General features: G+C 64.1%; 19 protein-coding genes. 8 read left to right on the forward strand and 11 right to left on the reverse strand.

Annotated elements, in window-relative coordinates; all coding sequences use genetic code 11:
* The first annotated feature begins 173 nt into the window (after positions 1–173).
* The 6 genes from LB523_RS15715 (at position 174) to LB523_RS15740 (ending at position 5,970) form a co-directional block, all read left to right on the forward strand.
* Entirely contained in the window at positions 174–989 is an 816-nt protein-coding gene (locus LB523_RS15715; RefSeq protein WP_318011964.1) for an ABC transporter ATP-binding protein, read from the forward strand.
* Positions 990–1,046: 57 nt separating this feature from the next.
* Positions 1,047–1,844 carry a transporter substrate-binding domain-containing protein gene (locus tag LB523_RS15720; RefSeq protein ID WP_224604150.1) on the forward strand — a complete coding sequence of 266 codons (798 nt, stop codon included), beginning with the start codon at positions 1,047–1,049 and terminating at the stop codon, positions 1,842–1,844.
* A 145-nt stretch (positions 1,845–1,989) separates the two neighbouring features.
* A complete protein-coding gene (locus LB523_RS15725) occupies positions 1,990–2,703 on the forward strand; it encodes an ABC transporter permease (RefSeq protein ID WP_411966468.1) in 714 nt (237 codons plus the stop codon).
* Positions 2,703–3,512, forward strand: a complete 810-nt coding sequence (locus LB523_RS15730) for an ABC transporter permease (RefSeq protein WP_224531536.1) — start codon at positions 2,703–2,705, stop codon at positions 3,510–3,512. Before LB523_RS15725 ends, LB523_RS15730 begins: the two co-directional genes overlap by 1 nt.
* Before the next feature lie 94 nt (positions 3,513–3,606).
* On the forward strand, positions 3,607–4,608 hold the full coding sequence (locus LB523_RS15735; RefSeq protein WP_224531539.1) for an Ldh family oxidoreductase: 1,002 nt from the start codon (positions 3,607–3,609) through the stop codon (positions 4,606–4,608).
* Positions 4,609–4,986: 378 nt separating this feature from the next.
* Positions 4,987–5,970 carry a complex I NDUFA9 subunit family protein gene (locus LB523_RS15740; RefSeq protein ID WP_224604152.1) on the forward strand — a complete coding sequence of 328 codons (984 nt, stop codon included), beginning with the start codon at positions 4,987–4,989 and terminating at the stop codon, positions 5,968–5,970.
* Positions 5,971–5,979: 9 nt separating this feature from the next.
* On the opposite strand, the gene LB523_RS15745 is transcribed toward LB523_RS15740, so the two are convergent.
* Positions 5,980–7,350 carry a cytochrome P450 gene (locus LB523_RS15745; protein ID WP_224604154.1) on the reverse strand — a complete coding sequence of 457 codons (1,371 nt, stop codon included), beginning with the start codon at positions 7,348–7,350 and terminating at the stop codon, positions 5,980–5,982.
* A 272-nt stretch (positions 7,351–7,622) separates the two neighbouring features.
* On the opposite strand from LB523_RS15745, the gene gyrB reads away from it, so the two are divergent.
* The gene (gyrB, locus tag LB523_RS15750) at positions 7,623–10,094 is read left to right on the forward strand and encodes a DNA topoisomerase (ATP-hydrolyzing) subunit B (RefSeq protein ID WP_095769371.1); all 2,472 of its coding nucleotides are present in this window, start codon (positions 7,623–7,625) and stop codon (positions 10,092–10,094) included.
* 73 nt (positions 10,095–10,167) lie between these two features.
* Here the strand turns inward: gyrB and LB523_RS15755 are convergent, their stop codons facing one another.
* From LB523_RS15755 to LB523_RS15800, 10 genes are all read right to left on the reverse strand, one after another.
* On the reverse strand, positions 10,168–11,565 hold the full coding sequence (locus LB523_RS15755; RefSeq protein WP_095769372.1) for an NAD(P)(+) transhydrogenase (Re/Si-specific) subunit beta: 1,398 nt from the start codon (positions 11,563–11,565) through the stop codon (positions 10,168–10,170).
* Between the two features lies 1 nt (position 11,566).
* Positions 11,567–11,986 (reverse strand): NAD(P) transhydrogenase subunit alpha, encoded by a 420-nt coding sequence (locus LB523_RS15760; RefSeq protein WP_140545871.1) that lies wholly within the window; start codon positions 11,984–11,986, stop codon positions 11,567–11,569.
* Complete coding sequence (locus tag LB523_RS15765) at positions 11,986–13,263, reverse strand: Re/Si-specific NAD(P)(+) transhydrogenase subunit alpha (protein WP_224604164.1); 1,278 nt, start codon at positions 13,261–13,263, stop codon at positions 11,986–11,988. Before LB523_RS15765 ends, LB523_RS15760 begins: the two co-directional genes overlap by 1 nt.
* A gap of 85 nt (positions 13,264–13,348) precedes the next feature.
* Positions 13,349–13,573: an aa3-type cytochrome c oxidase subunit IV gene (locus LB523_RS15770; protein WP_095769375.1), complete on the reverse strand. Its 225-nt coding sequence runs from the start codon at positions 13,571–13,573 to the stop codon at positions 13,349–13,351.
* A 149-nt stretch (positions 13,574–13,722) separates the two neighbouring features.
* Entirely contained in the window at positions 13,723–13,872 is a 150-nt protein-coding gene (locus tag LB523_RS15775) for a DUF3096 domain-containing protein (protein WP_023729728.1), read from the reverse strand.
* A 149-nt stretch (positions 13,873–14,021) separates the two neighbouring features.
* The gene (locus tag LB523_RS15780) at positions 14,022–14,714 is read right to left on the reverse strand and encodes an N-acyl amino acid synthase FeeM domain-containing protein (RefSeq protein WP_224545347.1); all 693 of its coding nucleotides are present in this window, start codon (positions 14,712–14,714) and stop codon (positions 14,022–14,024) included.
* 369 nt (positions 14,715–15,083) lie between these two features.
* Complete coding sequence (locus LB523_RS15785; protein WP_095769378.1) at positions 15,084–17,399, reverse strand: putative bifunctional diguanylate cyclase/phosphodiesterase; 2,316 nt, start codon at positions 17,397–17,399, stop codon at positions 15,084–15,086.
* Between the two features lie 148 nt (positions 17,400–17,547).
* Positions 17,548–21,021: an indolepyruvate ferredoxin oxidoreductase family protein gene (locus LB523_RS15790; protein WP_224604167.1), complete on the reverse strand. Its 3,474-nt coding sequence runs from the start codon at positions 21,019–21,021 to the stop codon at positions 17,548–17,550.
* A gap of 207 nt (positions 21,022–21,228) precedes the next feature.
* Complete coding sequence (locus LB523_RS15795) at positions 21,229–21,759, reverse strand: hypothetical protein (protein ID WP_224604170.1); 531 nt, start codon at positions 21,757–21,759, stop codon at positions 21,229–21,231.
* A complete protein-coding gene (locus LB523_RS15800) occupies positions 21,752–22,360 on the reverse strand; it encodes a CGNR zinc finger domain-containing protein (RefSeq protein WP_224604174.1) in 609 nt (202 codons plus the stop codon). The genes LB523_RS15795 and LB523_RS15800 overlap by 8 nt, the downstream gene beginning before the upstream one ends.
* A gap of 93 nt (positions 22,361–22,453) precedes the next feature.
* Between LB523_RS15800 and LB523_RS15805 the strand changes: the two genes are divergently transcribed.
* Positions 22,454–23,359 carry a branched-chain amino acid ABC transporter permease gene (locus LB523_RS15805; RefSeq protein WP_224604177.1) on the forward strand — a complete coding sequence of 302 codons (906 nt, stop codon included), beginning with the start codon at positions 22,454–22,456 and terminating at the stop codon, positions 23,357–23,359.
* The last annotated feature ends 117 nt before the right edge of the window (positions 23,360–23,476 follow it).

Consider the following 23,476-nt stretch of genomic DNA (forward strand, 5'->3'; position numbering starts at 1 on the left):
ATGAAAGGCTATTTATACACTTGCGCAACAAGGCCGCAAGTGCCGTAATGAGCGGGATTGACGGGCTCGCGCTGTCGGGTCCATGCTGAAGTCTGGAGCGGGTCAGTGCAGCGTATGTTGATTAGCCGGATAGACGTTCGACGACCTGCCGTCGGCCAGATAGAGGTCACCCGGTGAGCGCTGCAGCAGCTGCCGCAGTCCAATCCGGCGAGGCGCAGAACGGCGCCGCCGAAGCCATCCACGTCGAAAACCTGCACAAGAAGTTCGGCCAGCTGCACGTGCTGAAGGGGGTTTCGCTGTCGGCGCGCGACGGCGAGGTGGTCGCCATCATCGGCGGCTCCGGTTCCGGCAAGTCGACGCTCTTACGCTGCATTAACTGCCTGGAGAACCCCACAAGCGGCATCATCCGGGTCAATGGCGAGGAGATCAAGCTCAAGGCCGACAGCCATGGACACACCGTTCCGGCCGACCGCAGGCAGATCGAGCGCATTCGCTCGAGGCTCGGCATGGTGTTCCAGAATTTCAACCTGTGGAGCCACATGACGCTGATCGAGAATGTCATCGAGGTTCCGGTGCATGTGCTTGGCGTCAAGCGCAGCGAAGCGATCGCCCAGGCCGAGAAGCTGCTCGCCCGCGTCGGGCTGGCGGAAAAGCGAGACGTCTATCCGGCTTTCCTGTCCGGCGGCCAGCAGCAGCGGGCCGCGATCGCCCGCGCGCTGGCGATCAATCCGCGCGTCATGCTGTTCGACGAACCGACTTCCGCGCTCGATCCCGAGCTGGTCGGCGAAGTGCTGAAAGTCATCGGCGACCTGGCGCGCGAGGGGCGGACCATGGTGCTGGTGACGCATGAAATGAAGTTCGCCCGCGAGGTCGCGACGCATGTCGTCTATCTCCACAACGGGCTGGTCGAGGAGGAAGGTCCGCCGGAACAGCTGTTCGGCGCGCCCAAATCCGAAAGGCTCAAGCAATTCCTCCGCAATGTCGGCTAGGTGCCGGCATCAAGCGGAGCGAAAAACCGGGAACAACAACAAACTGGGAGTCCTGACATGAAGACTGTTCTCAAGACATTTGCCGCCGCGCTGCTTCTCGGCGTCGCGGCGATGGGCGGAGTGGCCAAGGCCGAGCAGGTCAAGATCGGCGTCGCCGCCGAACCCTACCCGCCCTTCACCTCGCCCGACGCCAGCGGCAAATGGGTGGGCTGGGAGATCGACTTCGTCGACGCCGTCTGCGCCGAAGAGAAACTTGACTGCGTGATCACGCCGGTGGCCTGGGACGGCATCATCCCGGCGCTGACGACCAAGAAGATCGACGCCATCGTCTCTTCCATGTCGATCACCGACGAGCGCAAGAAGACGATCGACTTCTCGGACAAGTACTACAACACCCCGACAGCGATCATCGGGCCGAAGGACCAGAAGTTCGGCGCCACGCCGGACGATCTCAAGGGCAAGGTGATCGGCGTCCAGGTCTCGACCGTGCATGCCGTGTACGCCAAGAAGCATTTCACCGGCGCGCAGGAAATCAAGGAATACCAGACCCAAGATGAAGCCAACCAGGATTTGGCCGCTGGCCGCATCGACGCGGTGCAGGCCGACTCGATCGCGCTCGGCGAATTCCTGAAGTCGGACCAGGGCAAGGCCTGCTGCGACCTGAAGGGCATGGTGGCGCCCGACGACGAAGTGCTTGGCCCGGGTGTCGGCGCCGGTATCCGCAAGGAAGACACCGCGCTCAAGGAAAAGTTCAACGCCGGCATCAAGGCGATCCGCGCCAACGGCAAGTACGACGAGATCTCGAAGAAATATTTCGACTTCGACATCTATGGCGGCGCCCCGCAGTCGAACTGAGCCCTCTCGAAATGAGTGAGGGCATGGCGTCCGCGCCATGCCCGATCTTGCCACGCGTGCCCGCCGCTGACCTGACCATCGGCGGCTCGCCAGCAATCCGGGGACGAAGCTGATCGACGCCTTTCTTCCGGCCTCCGCGGCCGGCATCATCGAACTCCTGTCGCCCGTGGCGCCCGGCTGGGGCGGCACGCTGCTGGTCGGCCTGCTGCATTCGATCGAGATCGCTATAGGCGCGACGTGCCTCGGCCTCATGATCGGCACCGCCGGCGCGTTCGGCAAGCTCTATGGCGGCCCGGTGACGCGCGATCTGCTCGCGGTCTACACGACGGTCGTGCGCGCCGTGCCGGAACTGGTGCTGATCCTGCTGCTCTATTACGCCGGCACCGACCTCATCAACCAAGTGCTGACGGCGATCGGCTACAGCCGTGTCGACATCAGCGGGCTCGCGGCCGGCATTTTCGTGCTGGGTTTCGTCCAGGGCGCCTATTCGACCGAAGTCATCCGCGGCGCCATCCTCGCCATCCCGCAAGGCCACATCGAGGCCGCCCGAGCCTACGGCATGTCGCCGGGCCTGATGCTGCGACGCATCACTGTGCCGGCCATGCTGCCCTTCGCCATCCCCGGCCTGGCGAATCTGTGGCTCATCGCCACCAAGGACACCGCGCTGCTTGCCGTCGTCGGCTTCTTCGAACTGACGCTGGCGACGCGCCAGGCGGCCGGCGTGACCAAGGCCTACCTTCTTTTCTACCTTGCGGCCGGCGCGCTCTATCTCGCGCTCTCGCTGTTCTCCAACCTGATCATCGGCCGCGTCGAGGCCTGGTCGCGGCGCGGCATGCCCTCCGTCAGGGAGGCGCGCTGATGTCCGCCGAAGCCTCCGCGATCCACATGGCGGCGCGCGCCTCGATCTGGCTCAAGCCGCACCGCATCGTGCTGATCCTGATCGGGCTGGCGCTGGTTCTGTGCGCCGCCGTCTTCATGCGCTGGGACTGGCTGCCGCAATATTGGGAAATGGGCCTGATAGGCATCTGGCGGACGCTTTGGATCCTCGCCGTCACCTGCGCGCTGGGCTTTGCGCTGGCCGTGCCGCTCGGGCTCGCCCAGGCAGGCGGACCGATCTGGTTCTCTGCACCGGCGAAGGTCTTCTGCACCATCATCCGGGGAACGCCGCTGCTCCTGCAGCTCTGGCTGCTCTATTACGGCCTCGGCTCGATCTTTCCGCAATATCCATGGATCCGCGAATCGTGGCTTTGGCCGTATCTCAGGCAGGCCTGGCCGTATGGCGTGGTGGCGCTGACCTTCTCCTTCGCCGGCTACGAGGGTGAAGTGATGCGCGGCGCCTTCGCCGGCGTGCCGCGCGGACAGTTGGAGGCCGCCCGCGCGTTCGGCATGAGCCGCTGGAAAATCTTCCGGCGCATCTGGTTGCCGCAGGCCTTCTACCGTGCTCTGCCGACGCTGACCGGCGAGACGGTGCTGCAGCTAAAATCGACACCGCTGGTGGCGACAATCAGCGTCATCGATATCTTCGCCGTCTCCTCCAAGGTGCGCCAGGACACCTACCTGACCTACGAGCCTTTGCTGCTGCTGGCGCTGATCTATATGACGATCACCGGTATCCTGGTCTTCGTCTTCAGCCGGATCGAGGCACGGATTCCGGTCAAGATCGGATAGCGAATAGAGAGTAGCGAATAGCGAGTAGTTTCTTTATTTCCCCCTACTCGCTACTCGCTATTTCCTATTCGCTACTCGCTGCAGGGCAACACTGATGCAACTCACCCTCGCCCAGGCAACAGGCCTATGCCGGATGGCGGCGCTTGGCGCCGGCGCCAATGAGGAGGCGGCGCAGTCGCTGACAGCCTCGATCATCGCCGCGGAGGCCGAAGGCCTGTCGACGGTGGGGCTGTCGCATTTCATCGACTATCTGGAAGCGCTCGAAGCCGGCCGCATCGACGGCAACGCCGATCCGGCGATCACGCGGCCGGCGCTCGCCGTCTATCTTTCGGATGCGCGCGGCGGACTTGCCCATATCGGCTTCGACCGCACAATCGACGACCTGGTCAAGGCGGCAAAACTGTTCGGCGTCTCGATCTTCTCGCAGAAGAACGCCTACACATGCGGCGCGCTCGGCTATTTCACCGGTCGGCTGGCCGACCAGGGGCTGGTTTCCTTCGCCGCCACCAACGGACCGGCGGTGCTTGCCGGCTCGGGCTCGGTCAAGCCGGTCTATTGCACCAATCCGATGTCCTTTGCGTCGCCCGCCGCCGACGGGCCACCGCTGATCATCGACCAGTCGTCGAGCGCGACCGCCTTCGTCAACATCCGCAAGGCGGCCGAGGACGGCAAGAAGATCCCCGAAGGCTGGGCGCTGGATGCCAGCGGCAACCCGACCACCGATCCGGCGGCGGCGATGAAGGGCGCCATGCTTGCCTTTGGCGGCCAGCGCGGCGCCAACATCGCTTTAATGGTCGAGGTGCTGGCCGCGGGCATTTCCGGCGCCAACTGGTCGCTCGACGCGCCCTGGTTCACCGATGGGGCGGAGAGCCCCGGCACCGGCCTTTTCGTTCTGGCCATCGAGCCAAAGCTGCTCGACCCGAATTTCGAGCGGCGCATGAAGGACCAGCTCGAGCGGTTGCGGCGGCGCTATGGCGTGCACATCCCCGGCCGCTCGCGCGCTGACGCCGCCGAGAAGGCAAAGGCGCGCGGCATCACCACGTCGAGGGCAGTGGTGCAGCGCATTTCGGAATTCGCCGAGCGTTATTCGGCCTGATTTTTCCCTCCGCGATTGAACCTTTTTAGACGCTGCACGACCCATGTCCGGCACCCCACGCCGCGAGCCGCCCGATTGGCTTCGTCCGGCTCGCGGCTGGCGGCGCCACGCCGGGCGTTCAGGGCGGGGCGGGCGTGCTTGCTTCACGCCACCTTGATGCCGTCTCAGGTCAGGCCGTCTCGTTGGACTCTGCTTCGGTGTGGACACTGCCCGGAAAACCCCGCTTCGGCGGGGTTTTCTGTTCTCCCAAATGCGGCGGGGCAGGCATTCCTGGCAAGTTCAAAAACAAGCCGACGGCGACTTCCGGTCGCTCTTTGCCTTTGGCGAGAAACGGATTAAGAAACGGCTTCAGCCAAGCATTTGCGCGCGGAGCCAGTCATGACCGAAATCCTGCAGACCCCCAAGCTCGTCGTCGTCTTCGGCGGCTCGGGCTTCGTCGGTCGCCACGTCGTGCGAGCGCTGGCCAAGCGCGGCTACCGCATTCGGGTCGCCTGCCGGCGGCCCGACCTTGCCGGCCATGTGCAGCCGCTCGGCAATGTCGGCCAGATTCAGCCCGTGCAGGCCAATGTGCGCGTGCGCTGGTCGGTCGACCGCGCCGTGCAAGGCGCCGACCATGTCGTCAACTTGGTCGCCATCCTGCATGAGACCGGCCGCCAGAAATTTGGCGCCGTGCACGAGTTCGGCGCGCGCGCCGTCGCCGAGGCCGCACGCTCGGTCGGCGCCGGCCTCACCCAGATCTCGGCGCTCGGCGCCGATCCCAATTCGCCGTCCAACTACGCCCGCACCAAGGCGCTGGGCGAAAGGGCAGTGTTCGAGACGATTCAGGATGCCGTCATATTCCGGCCGTCGATCAATTTCGGACCGGAGGACCGCTTCTTCAACCGCTTCGCCGGCATGGCGCGCCTGTCGCCCGTCCTGCCGCTGATCGGCGGCGGGCAGAATAAGCTGCAGCCGGTCTATGTCGGAGACGTCGCAGAAGCGATCGCGCGCTCGGTCGACGGCAAGGTCAAGGGCGGCCAGATCTACGAGCTCGGCGGCCCGCAGGTGCTGACCTTCAAGGAATGCATGGAAGAGCTGCTCGCGGTCATCGACCGCCGGCGGTTGCTGGTGCCGGTACCGTGGTGGGTGGCGAACATCCAGGCGTCGATCCTGCAGCTGTTACCCAATCCGCTCCTGACCAAGGACCAGGTGCTGCAGCTGCGCGAGCACAATGTCGTCTCGGACGAAGCCGCCAAGGCCGCCAGCACGCTTGCCGGGCTGGGCATCCAGCCGCAGGCGATCGCCACCATCCTGCCCAGCTATCTCTGGCGCTTCCGCGCCGCCGGCCAATTCCAGCAGCGCCGGCCGATCGCCGATCGGTAACCAGCCGCTTCAAGCCCGGCGGGAGACCTGCATCGGCAGGCCGCCCTGCGGCTGCGTGGTGAGCTTCTGCACCGGCCATGGCCGCGTCTGCGACGTAGCATCGAAGCGAAAGCGCGACAACAGGATCGCCAGCGCGATGATCGCCTCCTGCATGGCGAAGCTGGCGCCGATGCAGACGCGCGGCCCGGCGCCGAAGGGCAGGTACTGGAAGCGGTCGATCCGGTCGCGGTTTTCCGGATGGAAACGCTCCGGCAGGAAGGCGTTCGGCCTGTCCCAGAGCTTGCGGTGGCGATGCACCACCCAGGGCATCACCAGCACGGCGGCGTATTTCGGAATGTATAAGCCGTTCCAGGTCTCCGGTTCGATCGGCTCGCGGTTGATCGAGGGCGCAGGCGGATAGAGCCTGAGCGCCTCCTCGAAAGCGGCGCGGGTGAGCGGCATGGCATCCAGCCACCTGGTCGGATCGGGTTCGCGCGCCAGCACGGCGTCGATCTCCTGCTCGATCTTGTCGCGTTCCCAGGGCGCCCCGGCGAGGCAATAGATCGTCCAGCCCAGCGCCCGCGCAGTCGTCTCATGGCCGGCGCCGATGAAGGTGATGATGTTGTCCTCGACTTCGGCGCGGGTCAGCCCGTCCGGCCCCTCGGCGCGCAGCAGAAGCGTGAGAAAATCCTGCGGCACGCCGTCGGGATCACGCTTCAACCGCTCCTCGCGCATCTTCACTGTGTTGGCGACGATATTGCGGAAATAGGCCATGGTCTTGCGGCCGCGGATGCGGGTTAGCCGCGGCAGCCATTCCGGCGCGCGCAGAAGGTCAAGGGGGTCGACACGGCCCATGGTCTCGAACAGGCGGTCGATCTCCTTGGCGAAGCTGCCGGGCTCGCCGGCGATCTCGCCGGAGAACAGCGTCTCGGCCAGAATGTCATAGGTGAGCAGCGTCATGTCATGCGCGACATCGGTCATGCCGCCGGCCTCGTAGCGGGTGACGAAATCCAGCGTGCGCTTCAGCATCGGCCCGGCGAAGCCGAAGATGTGGCGCGGTGTGAACACCGGCGCCATCGCCTTGCGCGAGCGCCTCCACACCTCGCCTTCGGCGGTGAGCAGCCCGTCGCGCAGGATCGGCCGCAGGATCAGCTGGCGCACAGTCGCCATCTTGTAATTCCTGGCGTTATCGATCAGCACATGGCGGATGAGGCCGGGATCGTTGGCGATGACCAGAGGGCCGCCGATGCCGGTCACCGAGATCCAGGGCTCGTTGTAGGTATGCTCGCCCCACAGCTCGAGCGGATTGCGGTAGACGATGCGCATCATCTCCAGCGTCGAAGGCGGCGTTGTGCGCGGCGTCGGCGCCGGCGGCACGAAAGGGGCGGGCTTGGTGTCCATGAAGCATGCTCCGCTGACAGCCGAATGTAGTGTCCGACGAAGCGGGCGTCCATCTGGCCGAGCAGGTCCGCGACCGTCACCAAATGTGGCTCGCGTCCAGCCAGCTTGCCGGTCCGTCGGCTGGGGTGAATGAAAGGCTTCTCGCCAAGCCGGCAAAATGGCCGCAAACCTTGGAAAACCAGCCGTTTGCGCCTATATCTAGGACATCAAAACGGCGCGATTCGGGGTGACTTTCCCGTGCCGGACCATCGACATCAATCAGACAGGTATTCATGAGCGACCAGACCGAAAGCGCCATTGGCGTGGAAGCCGAGTACGGCGCCGATTCCATCAAGGTTTTGAAGGGGTTGGATGCCGTTCGCAAGCGTCCAGGCATGTATATCGGCGATACCGATGACGGCTCGGGCCTGCATCACATGGTCTATGAGGTGGTGGACAACGCCATCGACGAGGCGCTGGCGGGCCACGCCGACCTCGTCTCGGTGACGCTCAACCCCGACGGTTCCGTCACTGTGATCGATAATGGCCGCGGCATTCCGACCGATATCCACTCCTCAGAGGGTGTTTCGGCGGCCGAAGTGATCATGACGCAGCTGCATGCCGGCGGCAAATTCGACCAGAACTCCTACAAGGTTTCCGGCGGCCTGCACGGCGTCGGCGTCTCGGTGGTCAACGCGCTTTCCGCATGGCTCAAGCTCAAGATCCGCCGCAACGGCGAAATCTTCGAGATGAGCTTCACGCATGGCAATGCCGACGCGCCGTTGAAGGTGACGGGCACATATGAGCAGAACAAACAGCCCGGCACCTATGAGGGCCGCAGCGGCAGCGAGATCACCTTCTTCCCGTCGGCCGAGACCTTCACCATGGTCGAATTCGACTATGGCACGCTGGAACACCGGCTGCGCGAGCTCGCCTTCCTCAATTCCGGCGTGCGCATCGTGCTGACCGACGCGCGTCATGCCGACCTGGTGCGCCACGAGCTGCATTACGACGGCGGCCTGGAAGAGTTCGTCAAATATCTCGACCGGGTGAAGAAGCCGCTGATCGAAACGCCGATCGCCATCCGCGCCGAGCGCGACGGCATCACCGTGGAAGTCGCGATGTGGTGGAACGACAGCTATCACGAGAACGTGCTGGCTTTCACCAACAACATCCCGCAGCGCGACGGCGGCACGCATCTGGCGGGCTTCCGCGCGGCGCTGACCAGGCAGATCACCGGCTATGGCGAATCGTCCGGCCAGACCAAGAAGGAAAAGGTTTCGCTGACCGGCGACGACTGCCGCGAAGGCCTGACCGCCGTTCTATCGGTCAAGGTGCCGGACCCGAAATTCTCCTCGCAGACCAAGGACAAGCTGGTTTCGTCCGAGGTCCGCCCGGTGGTGGAAAGCCTGGTCAACGAGGCGCTGGGCACCTGGCTGGAAGAGCATCCGAGCGAAGGCAGGGTGGTGGTCGAGAAGGTGATCCAGGCGGCGGCCGCGCGCGAGGCCGCGCGCAAGGCGCGCGACATCACCCGCAAGAGCTCGCTCGGCGTCACCTCGCTGCCCGGCAAGCTCGCCGACTGCCAGGAGCGCGATCCGGCGAAGTCGGAAATCTTCATCGTCGAGGGCGACTCGGCCGGCGGCTCGGCCAAGGGCGGACGCTCGCGCCAGAACCAGGCGATCCTGCCGCTGCGCGGCAAGATCCTCAATGTCGAACGGGCGCGCTTCGACCGCATGCTCTCTTCGGACATGATCGGCACGCTGATCACCGCGCTCGGCACCTCAATTGGCAAGGACGAGTTCAATGCCGACAAGCTGCGCTACCACAAGATCATTCTGATGACGGACGCCGACGTCGACGGCGCCCACATCCGCACGCTGTTGCTCACCTTCTTCTTCCGGCAGATGCCGGAGCTGATCGAGCGCGGCCATCTCTACATCGCCCAGCCGCCGCTCTACAAAGTGACGCGGGGCAAGAGCTCGCAATATCTCAAGGACGAAAGCGCCTATGAGGAATATCTGATCGGGTCCGGACTGGATGAGGCCTCGCTGGTGCTGGCCTCCGGCGAGGTACGGACAGGACAGGACCTGCGCGCCTCGGTCGACGACGCGCTTTCGGTGCGCCAGCTAATCAACGGGCTGCATACGCGCTATAACCGCAGCGTCGTCGAGCAGGCGGCGATCGCCGGCGCGCTCAATCCCGACCTGCTTGCCGATCTGGGCCGCGCCAATGCCATGGCCGAGCGCGTCGCGAAGCGGCTTGACATGATCGCCGAGGAGACCGAGCGCGGCTGGACCGGCAGGCTGTCGACGTCCAATGACGGTTCGGGCGGCTATGTGTTCGAGCGCACCGTGCGCGGCGTGAAGGATGTGGTCCAGCTCGACGCCGGGCTGATCAATTCGGCCGATGCGCGCCAGCTCGACCGCTATGCAGCGCGCCTGGCGGAAGTCTATGGCGAGCAGCCTGCCTTGCGTCGGAAAGAGACCTCGGAACTCCTCTCGGGGCCGCTGGCGCTGCTCAACGCAGTGTTCGCTTCAGGCCGCAAGGGCCTCACCATGCAGCGCTACAAGGGTCTCGGCGAGATGAATGCCGAGCAGCTCTGGGAAACCACGCTGGACCCGAATGTGCGCTCTCTGCTGCAGGTCAAGGTCAACGACGCGACCGACGCCGACTCGCTGTTCTCGCGGCTGATGGGCGACGAGGTGGAACCACGCCGCGAGTTCATCCAGGACAATGCGCTGTCGGTGGCCAATCTGGATATCTGAGCGCGCCTTTACAGATTCAAAAAGAAAGGCCCGACAGCTGTCGGGCCTTTCTTTTTGATGCCTGCCATGACGCTCAGTGATCCATCGCCTTGACGATTTCCTCGGTCATCTTCTTGGCGTCGCCGAGCAGCATCATGGTGCCGTCCTTGTAGAACAGCGTGTTGTCGATGCCGGCATAGCCGGAACCGAGCGAGCGCTTGACGAAGAGGCAGGTGCGGGCCTTGTCGACGTCGAGGATCGGCATGCCGTAGATCGGCGAGGACTTGTCGTCGCGCGCAGACGGGTTGGTGACGTCATTGGCGCCGATGACATAGGCGACGTCGGCCTGCGCGAATTCCGAGTTGATGTCCTCCAGCTCGAACACCTCGTCATAAGGCACGTTGGCCTCGGCCAGAAGCACGTTCATGTGGCCGGGCATGCGTCCGGCGACCGGGTGGATGGCGTATTTCACCTCGACGCCGTTGGCCTTGAGCTTATCGGCCATTTCGCGCAGCGCGTGCTGCGCCTGGGCGACCGCCATGCCGTAGCCCGGCACGATGATGACCTTCTGCGCGTTCATCATCAGATAGGCCGCGTCGTCGGCCGAGCCCTGCTTGACGGTGCGCTCGATGCCGTCGCTGGCCACGGCAGCGGTCTCGCCGCCAAAGCCGCCGAGGATGACCGAGATGAAGCTCCGGTTCATGCCCTTGCACATGATGTAGGACAGGATCGCGCCCGACGAGCCGACCAGCGCGCCGGTGATGATCAGCGCCAGGTTGCCGAGGGTGAACCCGAGTGCCGCCGCCGCCCAGCCGGAATAGGAGTTCAGCATCGACACCACGACCGGCATATCGGCGCCGCCGATCGGGATGATCAAGAGCACGCCGAGCACCAGCGAGGCGGCGACGATCAGCCAGAAGACGAGCTTGGACTCGGTGGTCACGAGCAGCACGATCAGCACCACCAGCGCGATACCGAGCGCGATGTTGATGAGGTGACGGCCGCCGATCATGATCGGCTTGCCGGACATGCGTCCGTCGAGCTTCAGGAAGGCGATGACCGAGCCGGTGAAGGTGATGGCGCCGATGGCGACGCCCAGGCTCATCTCGACGAGAGCCTGGGCATGGATGTCGCCTGCGGTGCCGATACCAAAACTTTCCGGCGCGTAGATGGCGGCAGCCGCCACCATCACGGCGGCGAAGCCGACGAGGCTGTGGAAGGCGGCGACCAGCTGCGGCATCGAGGTCATGGCGATGCGACGCGCGGTGACCGCGCCGATACCGCCGCCAATGGCGAGACCCAGCACGATCAGGCCGAAGCGGCCGGCCGAAGGCAGCGCCAGCGCCAGCGTTGTGGCGATGGCGATGCCCATGCCGATCATGCCGTAAAGATTGCCCTGGCGGCTGGTGGTCGGGTGCGACAGGCCGCGCAGCGCCAGGATGAACAGGATGCCGGAGACAAGATAGAGGAAGGAAGCGAAGTTGGCGTTCACGTCACTTTTCCTTCTTCTTGTACATGGCGAGCATGCGCTGGGTGACGAGGAAGCCGCCGAAGATGTTGACCGAGACCAGCACCAGCGCGACAAAGCCGAAGCCCGCGGCCAGGCCCGAAGCGGCGATGCCGACGGCGAGCAGCGCGCCGACGACGATGACCGAGGAGATGGCGTTGGTGACGGCCATCAGCGGCGTGTGCAGCGCCGGCGTCACCGACCAGACGACATAATAGCCGACGAAGATCGCCAGCACGAAGATGGCGAAGCGGAAGACGAAGGGATCGATGGCGCCACCCGAAAGCGCGTGCGCGGCATTACCGGCAGCCTCGCCTGCGGGCGCGTTGGCAAGGTCCTGCACCGCAAGGCGGACGGCGGCGGTCGCCTGATCGAGCTGATCGAGAGCTTTCTGCAGCTGTTCCATCACGCGGTCCCTTTCGACTTAGACGAGGGCGACTTGGCTGCGGCGGGTTTCTTCGCCGCCGCCTTCTTCGGAGCAGGCTTGGAGGCATCTGCGACCATGGTCTTGGCAGGAACGGCGGCCGGTTCGACGCGCGGCTCTTGCGCCGCCTTGGCGAAATTCGGGTGCACGACTTGGCCAGCGTCAGTCAACATGGTGGCCTTGACCAACTCGTCGTCGCGCTTGATCGAAAACTGTTTCGCCGCCTTGTCGACCATCGTCTCGAGGAAGGCGTAGAGATTCTTGGCGTAGAGCAGCGAGGCGGATGCAGCAACACGACCGGGCACGTTGAGATGGCCGACGATCTTGACGCCGTTTTCTGTCGTCACGACCTTGCCGGGCACCGCGCCCTCGACATTGCCACCGCGCTCGACCGCCAGGTCGACGATCACCGATCCCGGCTTCATCGAGGCAACCATGGCCGCCGAGATGAGCTTCGGCGCCGGACGACCAGGGATCAGGGCAGTGGTGATGACGATGTCCTGCTTGGCGATGTGCTCGGCAGTCAGCGCCGCCTGCTTGGCCTGGTATTCCTTCGACATTTCCTTGGCGTAGCCGCCGGCCGTCTCGGCCGCCTTGAACTCCTCGTCCTCGACCGCCAGGAATTTGGCGCCGAGCGACTGCACCTGCTCCTTCACCGCCGGACGCACGTCTGTAGCGGTGACGATGGCGCCTAGCCGCCGCGCGGTGGCGATGGCCTGCAGGCCGGCGACGCCGACGCCCATGACGAAGGCTTTCGCCGCCGGCACTGTGCCTGCCGCCGTCATCATCATCGGCAGCGCGCGGTCATATTCGGCGGCCGCGTCGATCACCGCCTGGTAGCCGGCGAGATTGGCCTGCGAGGAAAGCACATCCATCGACTGGGCGCGGGTGATGCGCGGCATGAATTCCATCGAAAAGGCGGTGATGCCGGCCTTGGCCATCGCGGCGACAGCGGCATCGTTGCCGTAAGGATCCATGATGGCGATGACGGCGGCGCCCGGCTTGTAGCCCTTGAGCTCGCCATCCGTCGGCCGGCGCACTTTCAGCACCACATCGGCCTTTTTGGCGTCGGCCGCCGTTCCGATCGCGCCGCCGGCAGCAGTGAAATCCTGGTCGGGAATGCGTGAGCCGAGGCCGGCACCCTTCTCGACGATCACGTCGAAGCCGAGACCCGCCAGGCGCTTGACCGTCTCCGGCGAGGCCGCGACGCGCGGCTCGTTCGGGTCAATCTCGCGAGGGATGAATACGATTTGTCCCACCGGATGATCCTTTCGGCTGGAACCTTGACTGCGCAAGGCGTCGGCCGGACGTCCGGCGACGTCGAGGGCAATGGGCTTGGGAAGTCTACCGCAGAATGAGAGTGCCGACGGCCATGATCAGGATAAACAGGATGGTCGCCGAGAAGAAGCCGCCGACGAAGAAACCGAAGGCCATTGCAATAAGGACGGCGGCACAGAACAGCGAGCCGTATTTGGCAAGACCGAGGAAGCCTTTGTAGGTACGGTCGTGCTCGGCATAGTCCATCTGCGCGCCCAGCTCGACAGGACCGGTCGGCGTGTGATCAGCCATGGAAGTACCCCTTCGAAAATGCCTTCGAGGCACATAGCGAAAAGCCGAACCAAGAGCAATGGCGCTATTGCCGCACAGTCCGCGACAACAGCCTCAAACGAAAGTTGAAATCGAATGCCGCGCGATGTCGACGCGGCCGGCGCGGGATTTCAGCCCGCGAGGTGCGGGAAAAGGCCGAGCAGGCCGACAACGATCAGGTAAAGCGCGACGATGTAATTGAGGAGCCGAGGCATCACAAGGATCAGCACGCCGGCGATCAGCGAGATCAGCGGCGTCAGCGCGAGCGAGTGGATGGTCATGCGGGATCCTTTCTTATGACAGGCGCGATCGCCTGGGCAGACCGGGCTGCGGAGCTTGTATCGACGCAATTCCGGACGGAAAACCGCTCACACTTTTCCTGGAATTGCTCTGACAACGCCGCCGCCGGCGAAAGGTTCATGGCCTGTCTTCAGGCAGCGGCGCGGTAGTATTTCGCCGTCGGCAGAATGGTGAGGGGCGTCAGCCGGTTGATGGCCGGATTGCCGAACATCATCCGCTGCTCCATCGGCGTCGATCTGAAGAACGGCAATCGTTTGAGCGTCAGGCGCATGTTTTCGCCGGCCGGGATTTCGAACAGTGCGAGCGGGGGAAGAACGCCCGGAAATACTTTAGCCTCTGTCCTCTGCACGGCCTGAAAGTAACGAACGTAAAAAGCGGAATGCTCCATCTTGACCGGCGTCAGCACCGAGTCCTGGCCAAAATAACAGGAGGCGACCATGGCAATCCTGAGTGTCAGGAAAGGTATCACTCCGGGCGACGGTGCGCTGGCAGGATCGGCTGCGAACCGGGTTCCATCGATGAAGGTTTCTCCGCGCGCAAGCCGCTCCCTCAATATTTCCGGATAGGCATCGACGGAGGGCGAGAACGGGCACTCGCTGGTAATATAATGGAAACGCAGTGTGCTGACCAATTGGCCATAGCAATAGACACCGAACCGGTAGGCGTTGGGCAGATTATCCCAGCGATCCTCGAACATACCGCTCGCGATCGGACCACACATACCTGAGCGCCGATAGGAATTGTAGCGGAGCCGGTATATCGCCTCCTGATCTTCACCCCCGGTGATGAGACGATATTCGACATGATCCAGCAGTTGCATCATGGATCGGTTGAGCGCCGAGTCGATTCTAGCGCTGGCGTCGACCGACGCGCTCTTTCTAGCAACAACCATAGTCTGTCCTCGAATTCCGCTTATAAATAAGCTATTCGAGTTGAAATGAGACACAAGCTGAAAATTCGATATCGCTGGTTTACCGGTTGTTAACCTTAACGGCCGTGAATCGTTCGGCGATCTCATGTGAAAAATGCAGGATCGTGCAGCCGGGTTGTCTGATCCGAACTGGCGGCGATCACCGCGGTGATTCTGAAATCAGGTGCTGCGCGCACCAGGACGTGGCGGATTTAGACAGCGCCCGAGCTGTCATCCTTTCATTGGGTGAACATTCGATCTGTTTTTTGAACGCAATAGCGTTCAGCTGGCTGTCCGTTTGCCGGCGATATACAGATCCGCTGCAAACGGCCACGTGACACTCGACATCGTCTCGATGCCCGACGCGCTGAGCGCGGCGCCGAAGAGGAAGCCCTGCACGAAGTCCGGCTTGACCAGATGGACCAGCGTCTTCAGCTGCTCGAAGGTTTCGACCCCTTCGATGGTGACAGAAAGACCCAGCGTCCGGGACAGGCCGACGATGCCCTTCAGAAGATCGAGCGACTGCCGGTTCTGGTTCAAATCGATCAGGAAGGAGCGATCGATCTTGATCTTGTCGAGCGGCAGCTTGTGCAAATAGCTGAGGCTGGAATAGCCGGTGCCGAAATCGTCGAGCGCAATGCGGACGCCAAGCGTCTTCATCTCTTCGATCAGCTCGCGCGTCAGCGATTTGTCGTCGAGCAAGGCGGTCTCGGTGACCTCGATTTCGAGCCTGTGCGGCGCAAGGCCTGACGCCGCCAGCGCGTCACGAACCTTCTGCACGACATCGCGGTTGCGGAAATCCTTGGCCGAAAGGTTGACCGATACGCTGGTCTGCGTCGGCCATTTGGCGCATTCGGCGCAGGCCGCCTGCAACACGAAAGTACTGATGTCGGCAATGATGCCCATCTCCTCGGCGAGCGGGATGAAGACGCTGGGCGAGATCGGGCCGAGATCGGGATGGTCCCAGCGGCAGAGCGCCTCGCAACTGGCGATGCGCATGGTGCTGATGGCCACGATCGGCTGGTAGACGACGCGCAACTCCCTGGCCTGCACGGCATTGCGCAGGTCGGCCTTCATCAGCTGGCGACTGCGGAACGCGGCATCCATTGATGCCTCGAACAGCCGCCAGCTGTTCTTGCCGAGCTCCTTGGCCTTGTAGAGGGCAAGGTCGGCCTTGACGATCATGGCGTCGACATCGGTGTCTTCGACCCTGGACAACACGGCGCCGCCGCTGGCCTGGATGCGTAGGCTGTGACCGGCGACATCCACCTCCCCCTGCAGGTTGACGAAGATCTCGTCGAGCAAATCGTTGAGATGGCTCTCGTCCTCGATGCGGTCGAAGAAGACCATGAACTCGTCGCCGCCGAAACGGCTGACATTGATGCCTGGCCCGGCGACCGCAGCCAGCCGCTCGGCCAAGGCATAGATCAGCCCATCGCCGACCGGATGGCCGAGTGTGTCGTTGACGCTCTTGAAATCGTCGAGGTCGAGCACGGCGAGGCCGCAGAGCCGGTCGCGGTCGCCGGACGCCATGGCTTCGCCGACCAGTTCGTTGAAATAGGCGCGGTTCGGCAGCCCCGTCAAATTGTCGTAGCGCGCCATGAAGCGGATCTTTTCCTCCGCCTCGACGCGGGCCGTCACGTCCTCGAAGGTAATGACGCCCAATTCCTGACTGCCTTCGCGCGCGGAAAATTCATAGTGCTGGCCATTGGCAAGCGAAACCAGCACCTTGCGGTCGCGGCCTTCGCGCAAGGCGCGCGTCAGCTGCGCCTCGATGTAGCGGCAGTCCTTTGGCGCCAGCATGCCGCCGGCAACGCCGCGCATCAGCAGGCTGTGGATCGAGCGCCCGAGCAGCGCCTCGGACGATTTCAGCGACATCAGATGGGCAGCCTCGGCATTGGCCACCGCGACGCGGCCGTCCGGGCCTAGCATGACCAGGCCGTGCGACATGGTGTTGAGCGCGCGGTCGAACCGGCGCGTCAGGTTCCTCGCCTGCTTGTGGCCAATGACCGCGGAGAAGAGCACGTTGCGGACATGGTCAGCGCTGCTGATCGTGACGAACGTCAGCGGGATGATCATCAAGCCGAGGACGACAGAAGCCATATCCATGCGCAGGATGAGCGCAAGAGCCGCCGGCCCGACGAGGGTCAAGGAGAAAATCTGGACCATGCGCATGGACCCGTAGCTTCGCCCGACAACCGTTACCAGGGTCGTCAACGACAACGACACCGACGCCAGTTCACCAAACTGGTCAGGACGCAGGTAGATCGACACGAAGCAGAATGACCCCAGTGCGAGGCCCTGCGCGCTGCCTTTGATAATGTAGTTGCGCTCTATCGCTTCTGCCTCTGCGACACTTGCTATGGTGCCGCCCGCTCTATGGAAGCCTTGAATGCTGAAGTACCGCCAGAGGCTGGCCGATAGCAGAACGAAAGCCAAGGCCAGATAAAGCAGATCCTGCGTGCGCAGGTAGACCATGAAACCGACAATCCAGTAGCATACGCCGCCGATCGCCACCATGCCGGCGTTGTCGAACAATGCCCGCACGAACTGGATATAGACGTCCGCCGGGATGCTCTCGGTCTTCGCTCTGCCCATACACTCGGCCCAACACTACGCCTTGTCATGCCACACCCCGCCTTAAGAAAGGCTTAGAACGGCGCGCGGCGACGGTTGCAGAGGGTTGCTGTGAGCAGGACGGATAAGGGATTCGGGATTTTGGCGCGGCGTCAACGCGCCGGCGCGATCATTCCGCCGCCCGAAGCGAAGGCTCCGCGGGGGCTTGCTTCAAACGCTCGATCAAACGCGAGCGCTCGCCCGCCGCCTTGTCGGCGCTGGCCTGCCGGACATGGCCGTAGCCGCGGATAAGCGCCGGCACGGAGGCCAGGGCCGTCGCAGCTTCCACCCTGCCCGGCGCCAGCGCGCCGGCGATCAGGTCGAGATCGGCCTCGTATGCTCTCAGCGACTGCCGCTCGGTGCGCCGCTCGGCCGTGTAGCCGAAAAGGTCGAAGGCGGTTCCGCGCAGGCCCTTCATCGCCGCCAGCAGCCGAAAGCCCTTCATCATCCACGGGCCGAAGCTCGATTTGCGGAGCGTGCCGTCATTGCCGCGCCGCCCGAGGATCGGCGGCGCGAGATGGAACTCGAGCTTCTCGTAGCTCTGGAACTGCTTGGCGAGGTCGGCGGCGAAAGTGCCGTCGGTGTAGAGCCGCGCCACCTCATACTCGTCCTTGATCGACATCAGCTTGAAGAGGTTCCTGGCGACGGCCTCGGTCACTGCGGTCGAGCCGGGCACGGCCTTGGCTTCGGCGGCGCGCAACGTCGCCACGCGGTCGGCGTAACGCCTGGCATAGGCGGCGTTCTGATAGGCGGTAAGGAAGACGACACGGCGGGCGATGACATCGTCCAGCGTCTCGGCCGGTCGGGAAGCCGGCTTGCCCGTCTGGCCGACCAGGCCGCGCACGAAATCGGGCTGATGCGCGGCGCGGCGGCCCCAGCGGAAGGCCGCGATGTTCATCGGCACCGCCTCGCCGTTCAATTCTATCGCCTTTTCAACGGCTTCGGCGGAAAGCGGCAGTCCGCCATGCTGGAAGGCGAAGCCGAGCATGAACATGTTGGCGCCCAGCGAATTGCCGAACAAAGCCGTCGCCGTGCGGGTGGCGTCGAAGAAATGCGCCTTGTCGTCGCCGGCCGCCGCCCGGATCGCCTTCTTCAGCCGCTCGACCGGCAGCGAGAAGTCGGCGGACCGGGTGAATTCGCCGGGCATGATCTCGGCGGTGTTGGCGAGGAAGATCGTGTGGCCCTCGCGCACCGCGCCCAGCACCTTCTTGGCGCCGGAGACGACGAGATCGCAGCCGAGCACAAGGTCGGCCTTGCCGGCCGAAACGCGGATGGCATGGATGTCCTCGGGCGTCGGGGCGATGCGGACATGGGTGAAGACCGAGCCGCCCTTCTGGGCGAGGCCGGCCATGTCGATCATGCCGCAGCCCTTCCCTTCAAGATGCGCGGCCATGCCGAGCACCGCACCGACGGTGACAACGCCGGTGCCGCCGACCCCGTCGATGATCCCCGCCCAGCCCTGGGTGCCCATGCGGAATTCAGCCGGCGCGGGCACGCCGTCGAGAGGATCGGCCTTGCCGGCAATGCCCTCTGCCTTCCTGATCTTGCCGCCATGCACGGTGACGAAGGACGGGCAGAAGCCGTTGAGGCAGGAGAAGTCCTTGTTGCAGCTCGACTGGTCGATCCGGCGTTTGCGGCCGAATTCGGTCTCGACCGGCTGGATCGAGACGCAGTTCGACTGGACGCCGCAATCGCCGCAGCCTTCGCAGACCAGTTCGTTGATGAAGACGCGCTTGTCCGGATCGGGGAAGGTGCCGCGCTTGCGGCGCCGGCGTTTCTCGGCGGCGCAGGTCTGGTCGTAGATGAGAACGGAAACGCCTTTGAGCCCACGCAACTCGCGCTGGACGAGATCGAGGTCGTCACGGTGATGGATGCTGACGCCGGCCGGGAAATCGGCCTTGCCGGCATATTTGTCGGGCTCGTCGGTGACGACGGCGATGCGCTCGACGCCCTCGGCGCGCACTTGTCTGGCGATCATGTCGACGGTCAGGCCGCCCTCATGCGGCTGGCCTCCGGTCATGGCGACGGCGTCGTTGTAGAGTATCTTGTAAGTGATGTTGGCGCCGGAGGACAGCGCGAAGCGGATCGCCAGCACGCCGGAATGGTTATAGGTGCCGTCGCCCAGATTCTGGAAGATGTGGTCGCGCTTCGAGAACGGCGCCTGTCCGACCCATTGCGCGCCCTCGCCGCCCATGGCGGTGAAGCCGACCGTATTCCTGTCCATCCACAGCGCCATGAAATGGCAGCCGATGCCGGCGGCGGCGATCGAGCCGTCCGGAACCTTGGTCGAGGAATTGTGCGGGCAGCCGGAGCAGAAGAAAGGCGTGCGCGAGCCGATATCGACAGTGTCTGCGAGCATCGCCTGGAACTGGCGCAGCTTCGCCAGCCGCGCGGCGATTTCTTCCGACGGGCCGATGGTGCGCAGAATCCGTTCGCCGAGCGCGATGGCGATCTCGTTCGGATCGAGCGCGCCCTTGGCCGGAAACAGCCAGTCGCCGCGCTCGTCCTTCTTGCCGACGATCACCGGCTGCGTGGCGGTGCCGTAGAGGTTCTCGCGCAGCTGCACCTCGATCAGCGAGCGTTTTTCCTCGACGACGACGATGGTGTCGAGGCCGCGGGCGAACTCGGCGATGTGCTGGAAATCGAGCGGCCAAGGGCAGCCGACCTTGAACAGGCGGATGCCGATGCGGTTGGCGGCCGCCTCGTCGATGCCGATATCCTCCAAGGCCTGGCGGACATCGAGATAGCTTTTGCCGATGGTGATGACGCCGAGCTTGGGATTGCGCCCGCCGGAATAGACGATGCGGTTCAGACCATTGGCCTGGATAAAGGCGGAAGCGGCGGCGCGCTTATACTCATGCAGCCGCTCCTCCTGGCCGAGCATGTCGATCTCGTGGCGGATGTTCAGGCCGCCCGGCGGCATGTCGAATTCGGGAATGAGGATGCTGAGACGCTCGATCGAGGCGTCGACCGAGGCGGTCGATTCGATGTTGTCCTTGACGCATTTGATCGCCGCCCAGGTGCCGGCAAAGCGCGACATGGCAAAGCCGTAAAGGCCGTAGTCGATGATCTCCTGGACGCCGGCCGGATTGAGGATTGGCACCATGGTGTCGACAAAGAGGAATTCGGTGGCATGCGCATTGGTCGAGGATTCGGCCATATGGTCGTCGCCCATCAGGGCGAGCACGCCGCCATTTCTCGACGAGCCGGCAAGATTGGCGTGGCGGAAGACGTCGCCGGAACGGTCGACGCCCGGCCCCTTGCCGTACCAGACGGAAAAGACGCCGTCATGCGTGCCCTCGCCCAGCAATTCGGTCTGCTGAGAGCCCCAGCATGCGGTGGCGGCGAGTTCCTCGTTGAGGCCGGGCTGGAAGACGATGTCGGCGGCCGCAAGCTGCTTCTTGGCCCGCCACAGCTGCATGTCGAGGCCGCCCAGCGGCGAGCCGCGATAGCCGGAGACGAAGCCCGCCGTGTTGAGGCCGGCCCGGCGGTCGCGCTCGCGCTGCATCAGAAGCATGCGCACGACCGCCTGCGCGCCGGACAGGAAGACGCGCTCCTTGCCAAGGTCGAACTTGTCGTCGAGCGCGACGTCGTACAGCGTCATCAGGTATTTCCTCTGCGGAGGCGGCTCAAATCAGGCAGCCAACGTCGGAGTGGGACGCCGCAGTCTTTCTTCCCTTGGCGGAGAGGTCAAACAAAATCGCAGCAGCCAGATAACACGCAACAAACGGTCTGGCGAGTGGCCGACGGCGCATGCAAGACCGCGCTAACCGCTTCCCGAGGAACAAAAATTTCGTGAGCGCTGGGCGTTTCAGGTCGCTTTCGAGCAATCCGGCTTCTGCGCATCGGGCAGCCTGCCGTCAGGATGGCCGGCAAGGTCCGGGTTGAGCTCGTATTTCGGGCCGATCACCAGCGGGCGATCCGGCAGCATGGTCTGGTCCTCCGACGAGGTCATGGTGGTGTCGATGCTTTGCAGCAATGTGCCGCCGGCATCCTGGATGCGGATCGAGACTTTGTAAGGCTTGTCCTTGACCACGCAGGAGAGCGGCGGGCTGGTGAGCGTGATATGGGGCAGCTTCGGCCAGATCTTCTGGTTGACGACGAGCGGATCGCCGCCGGCCGGGTTCTGGAAGCTCACCACCGCGACCTGGCCGTCGACCATCGGCCGCAGCGGCTTCAGCGTGATGACATAGGTGGCGATGGCGAGCCGGTAATTGAATTCGAACAGCTTGCCCGAGATAGCAAAGAGCTGGTCGTTGCCGGTGTCGCGGCACGCGCCGAGCGCGACAGCGGCTACCAGGGCGGCGCCGAGAACGATTGAGCGCGACAATTTCCTAAGCATTGCTGACCTCCCTCGCCGCTGTGCGGCGGCGGTAATAGCGGTTTGCCTTCTGGCGGTTGCCGCAAACCGCCATGTCGCACCAGAGGCGACTGGCGTTGCGGCTGCGGTCGACGAACAGCCAGCTGCAATTGGGACAGATCCTCAGCCTCGCCACCGTTTCGTCGCGCAGCAGCGACAGCGCCGAGACGGCCAAAGCCGCCTCGAAGGCGATCGGCGTTTGCGGATCGCCGAAAGGCTGGCCCGGCACCCCGATCTCGGTCGTGCTGCCGGACAGCCCGCCGGCGCAGGCCGTGAGGAAATCCGGCAAGTGGCTGGTCGCGATCGCGCCGTTCGATACGGCATGACGAAACAGGCGGTCGGTCGCTTCGCGAATCGAGACGACGGCTGGCTTTATCTCGCCCGGCTGCGGCGCCTGCAACCTTCGGCCGCCGAGCTCGGCTGCGCGAAAGCCGCTCGCCGCCTCGGCGAAGCGGGCGATCTCGGCCGGATCGTCAAAACGGTCAAAGGACTTTTGCGGATCGTTGCGCAGCACGACGGTGTTCGCCGTGTCGAGCGCAAGGATGCCGCCGGTGAAGCGGTGCGGGGTCCAGGAAACCGTCATGACAGAAATCTAACCGATAAAACGCATTTGACAAGTTAGATTCCGAGTGCAACGGTCCGGCGGGGTCGCGTCATACGACCTGTAGGATATCGCATGCTCTATTTCTTCCAGCAGGTGCTGAACGGGCTGCATTCGGGCGCGCTCTATGCGCTGCTCGCCTTCGGCTATGTGCTGACCAACGGCATCCTGCATCGCACCAACCTGGCTTACGGCGCGCTGTTCGCCTTCTGCGGCCAGACGATGATCCTGACCGCCGCCTTCGGCTATCAGGCGCTGTGGCTGACGCTGGCCGCCGCGGTAATGCTCGGCGTCGCCGCCGCCATGCTTTATGCCGCGCTGATCAGTCATGTCCTGTCGCGCAGCGTTTTCGAGAGGCTCGCCGACCGCTCGCCCAACGCCATCGTGGTGACGACGCTCGGCATTCTCATCTTCCTGTCGGAAGCGAGCCGCATCGCCGCCGACACGCATGACCTGTGGCTGCCGCCGATGCTCGCGAACCCCGTCATCTTTGCCCAGGGTGACGGCTTCAAGGTGACGCTCACCGTCATCCAGCTGCTCGATTGCGCTTGTATCGTCGCGGTGGTGGCGCTGGCGGCCTGGCTGTTCTCGCATTCGCATTTCGGCCGCGCCTGGCGCGCCGTCTCCGACGATCCGAAAGCGGCGGCGATGTGCGGCATCGACGTCACCGTCGTGTTCCGCCGCGCCGTGCTGTTCAGCGGCTTTTGCGCCGCCCTGGCCGGCGTGCTTGCCGGTCTCTATTATGGCAATGTCTCCTTCGGCACCGGGCTGGTCTACGGCCTCAAGATCCTGTTCGTGACGGCGGTCGGCGGTTATCTGTCGCCGCTCAAGGCGGCGCTTGGTGCCGCGGCCTTCGGTATGGCGGAATCGCTCTGGGCCGGCTATTTCCCGCTCGAATGGCGCGACGCCTGGATCTATCTCTTCCTCGTCGCCATGCTGGTGCTGATCGGCGCCGGGCGCGACCAGGCCAAGATCGCCTGAGCTCCCAGACTTTGGTTGCATGACGTTGCGTCATGCGGCGGCATTCCGCCTCTGCGCGGCTTGCCGATCTGTTTGCCGTCGCTTTGTCATGTTGACCTGCCGGACCACGCACTGCAT

Origin of the sequence: Mesorhizobium sp. ESP-6-4, from assembly GCF_020164735.1 — a bacterium.
Lineage (GTDB): Bacteria > Pseudomonadota > Alphaproteobacteria > Rhizobiales > Rhizobiaceae > Mesorhizobium.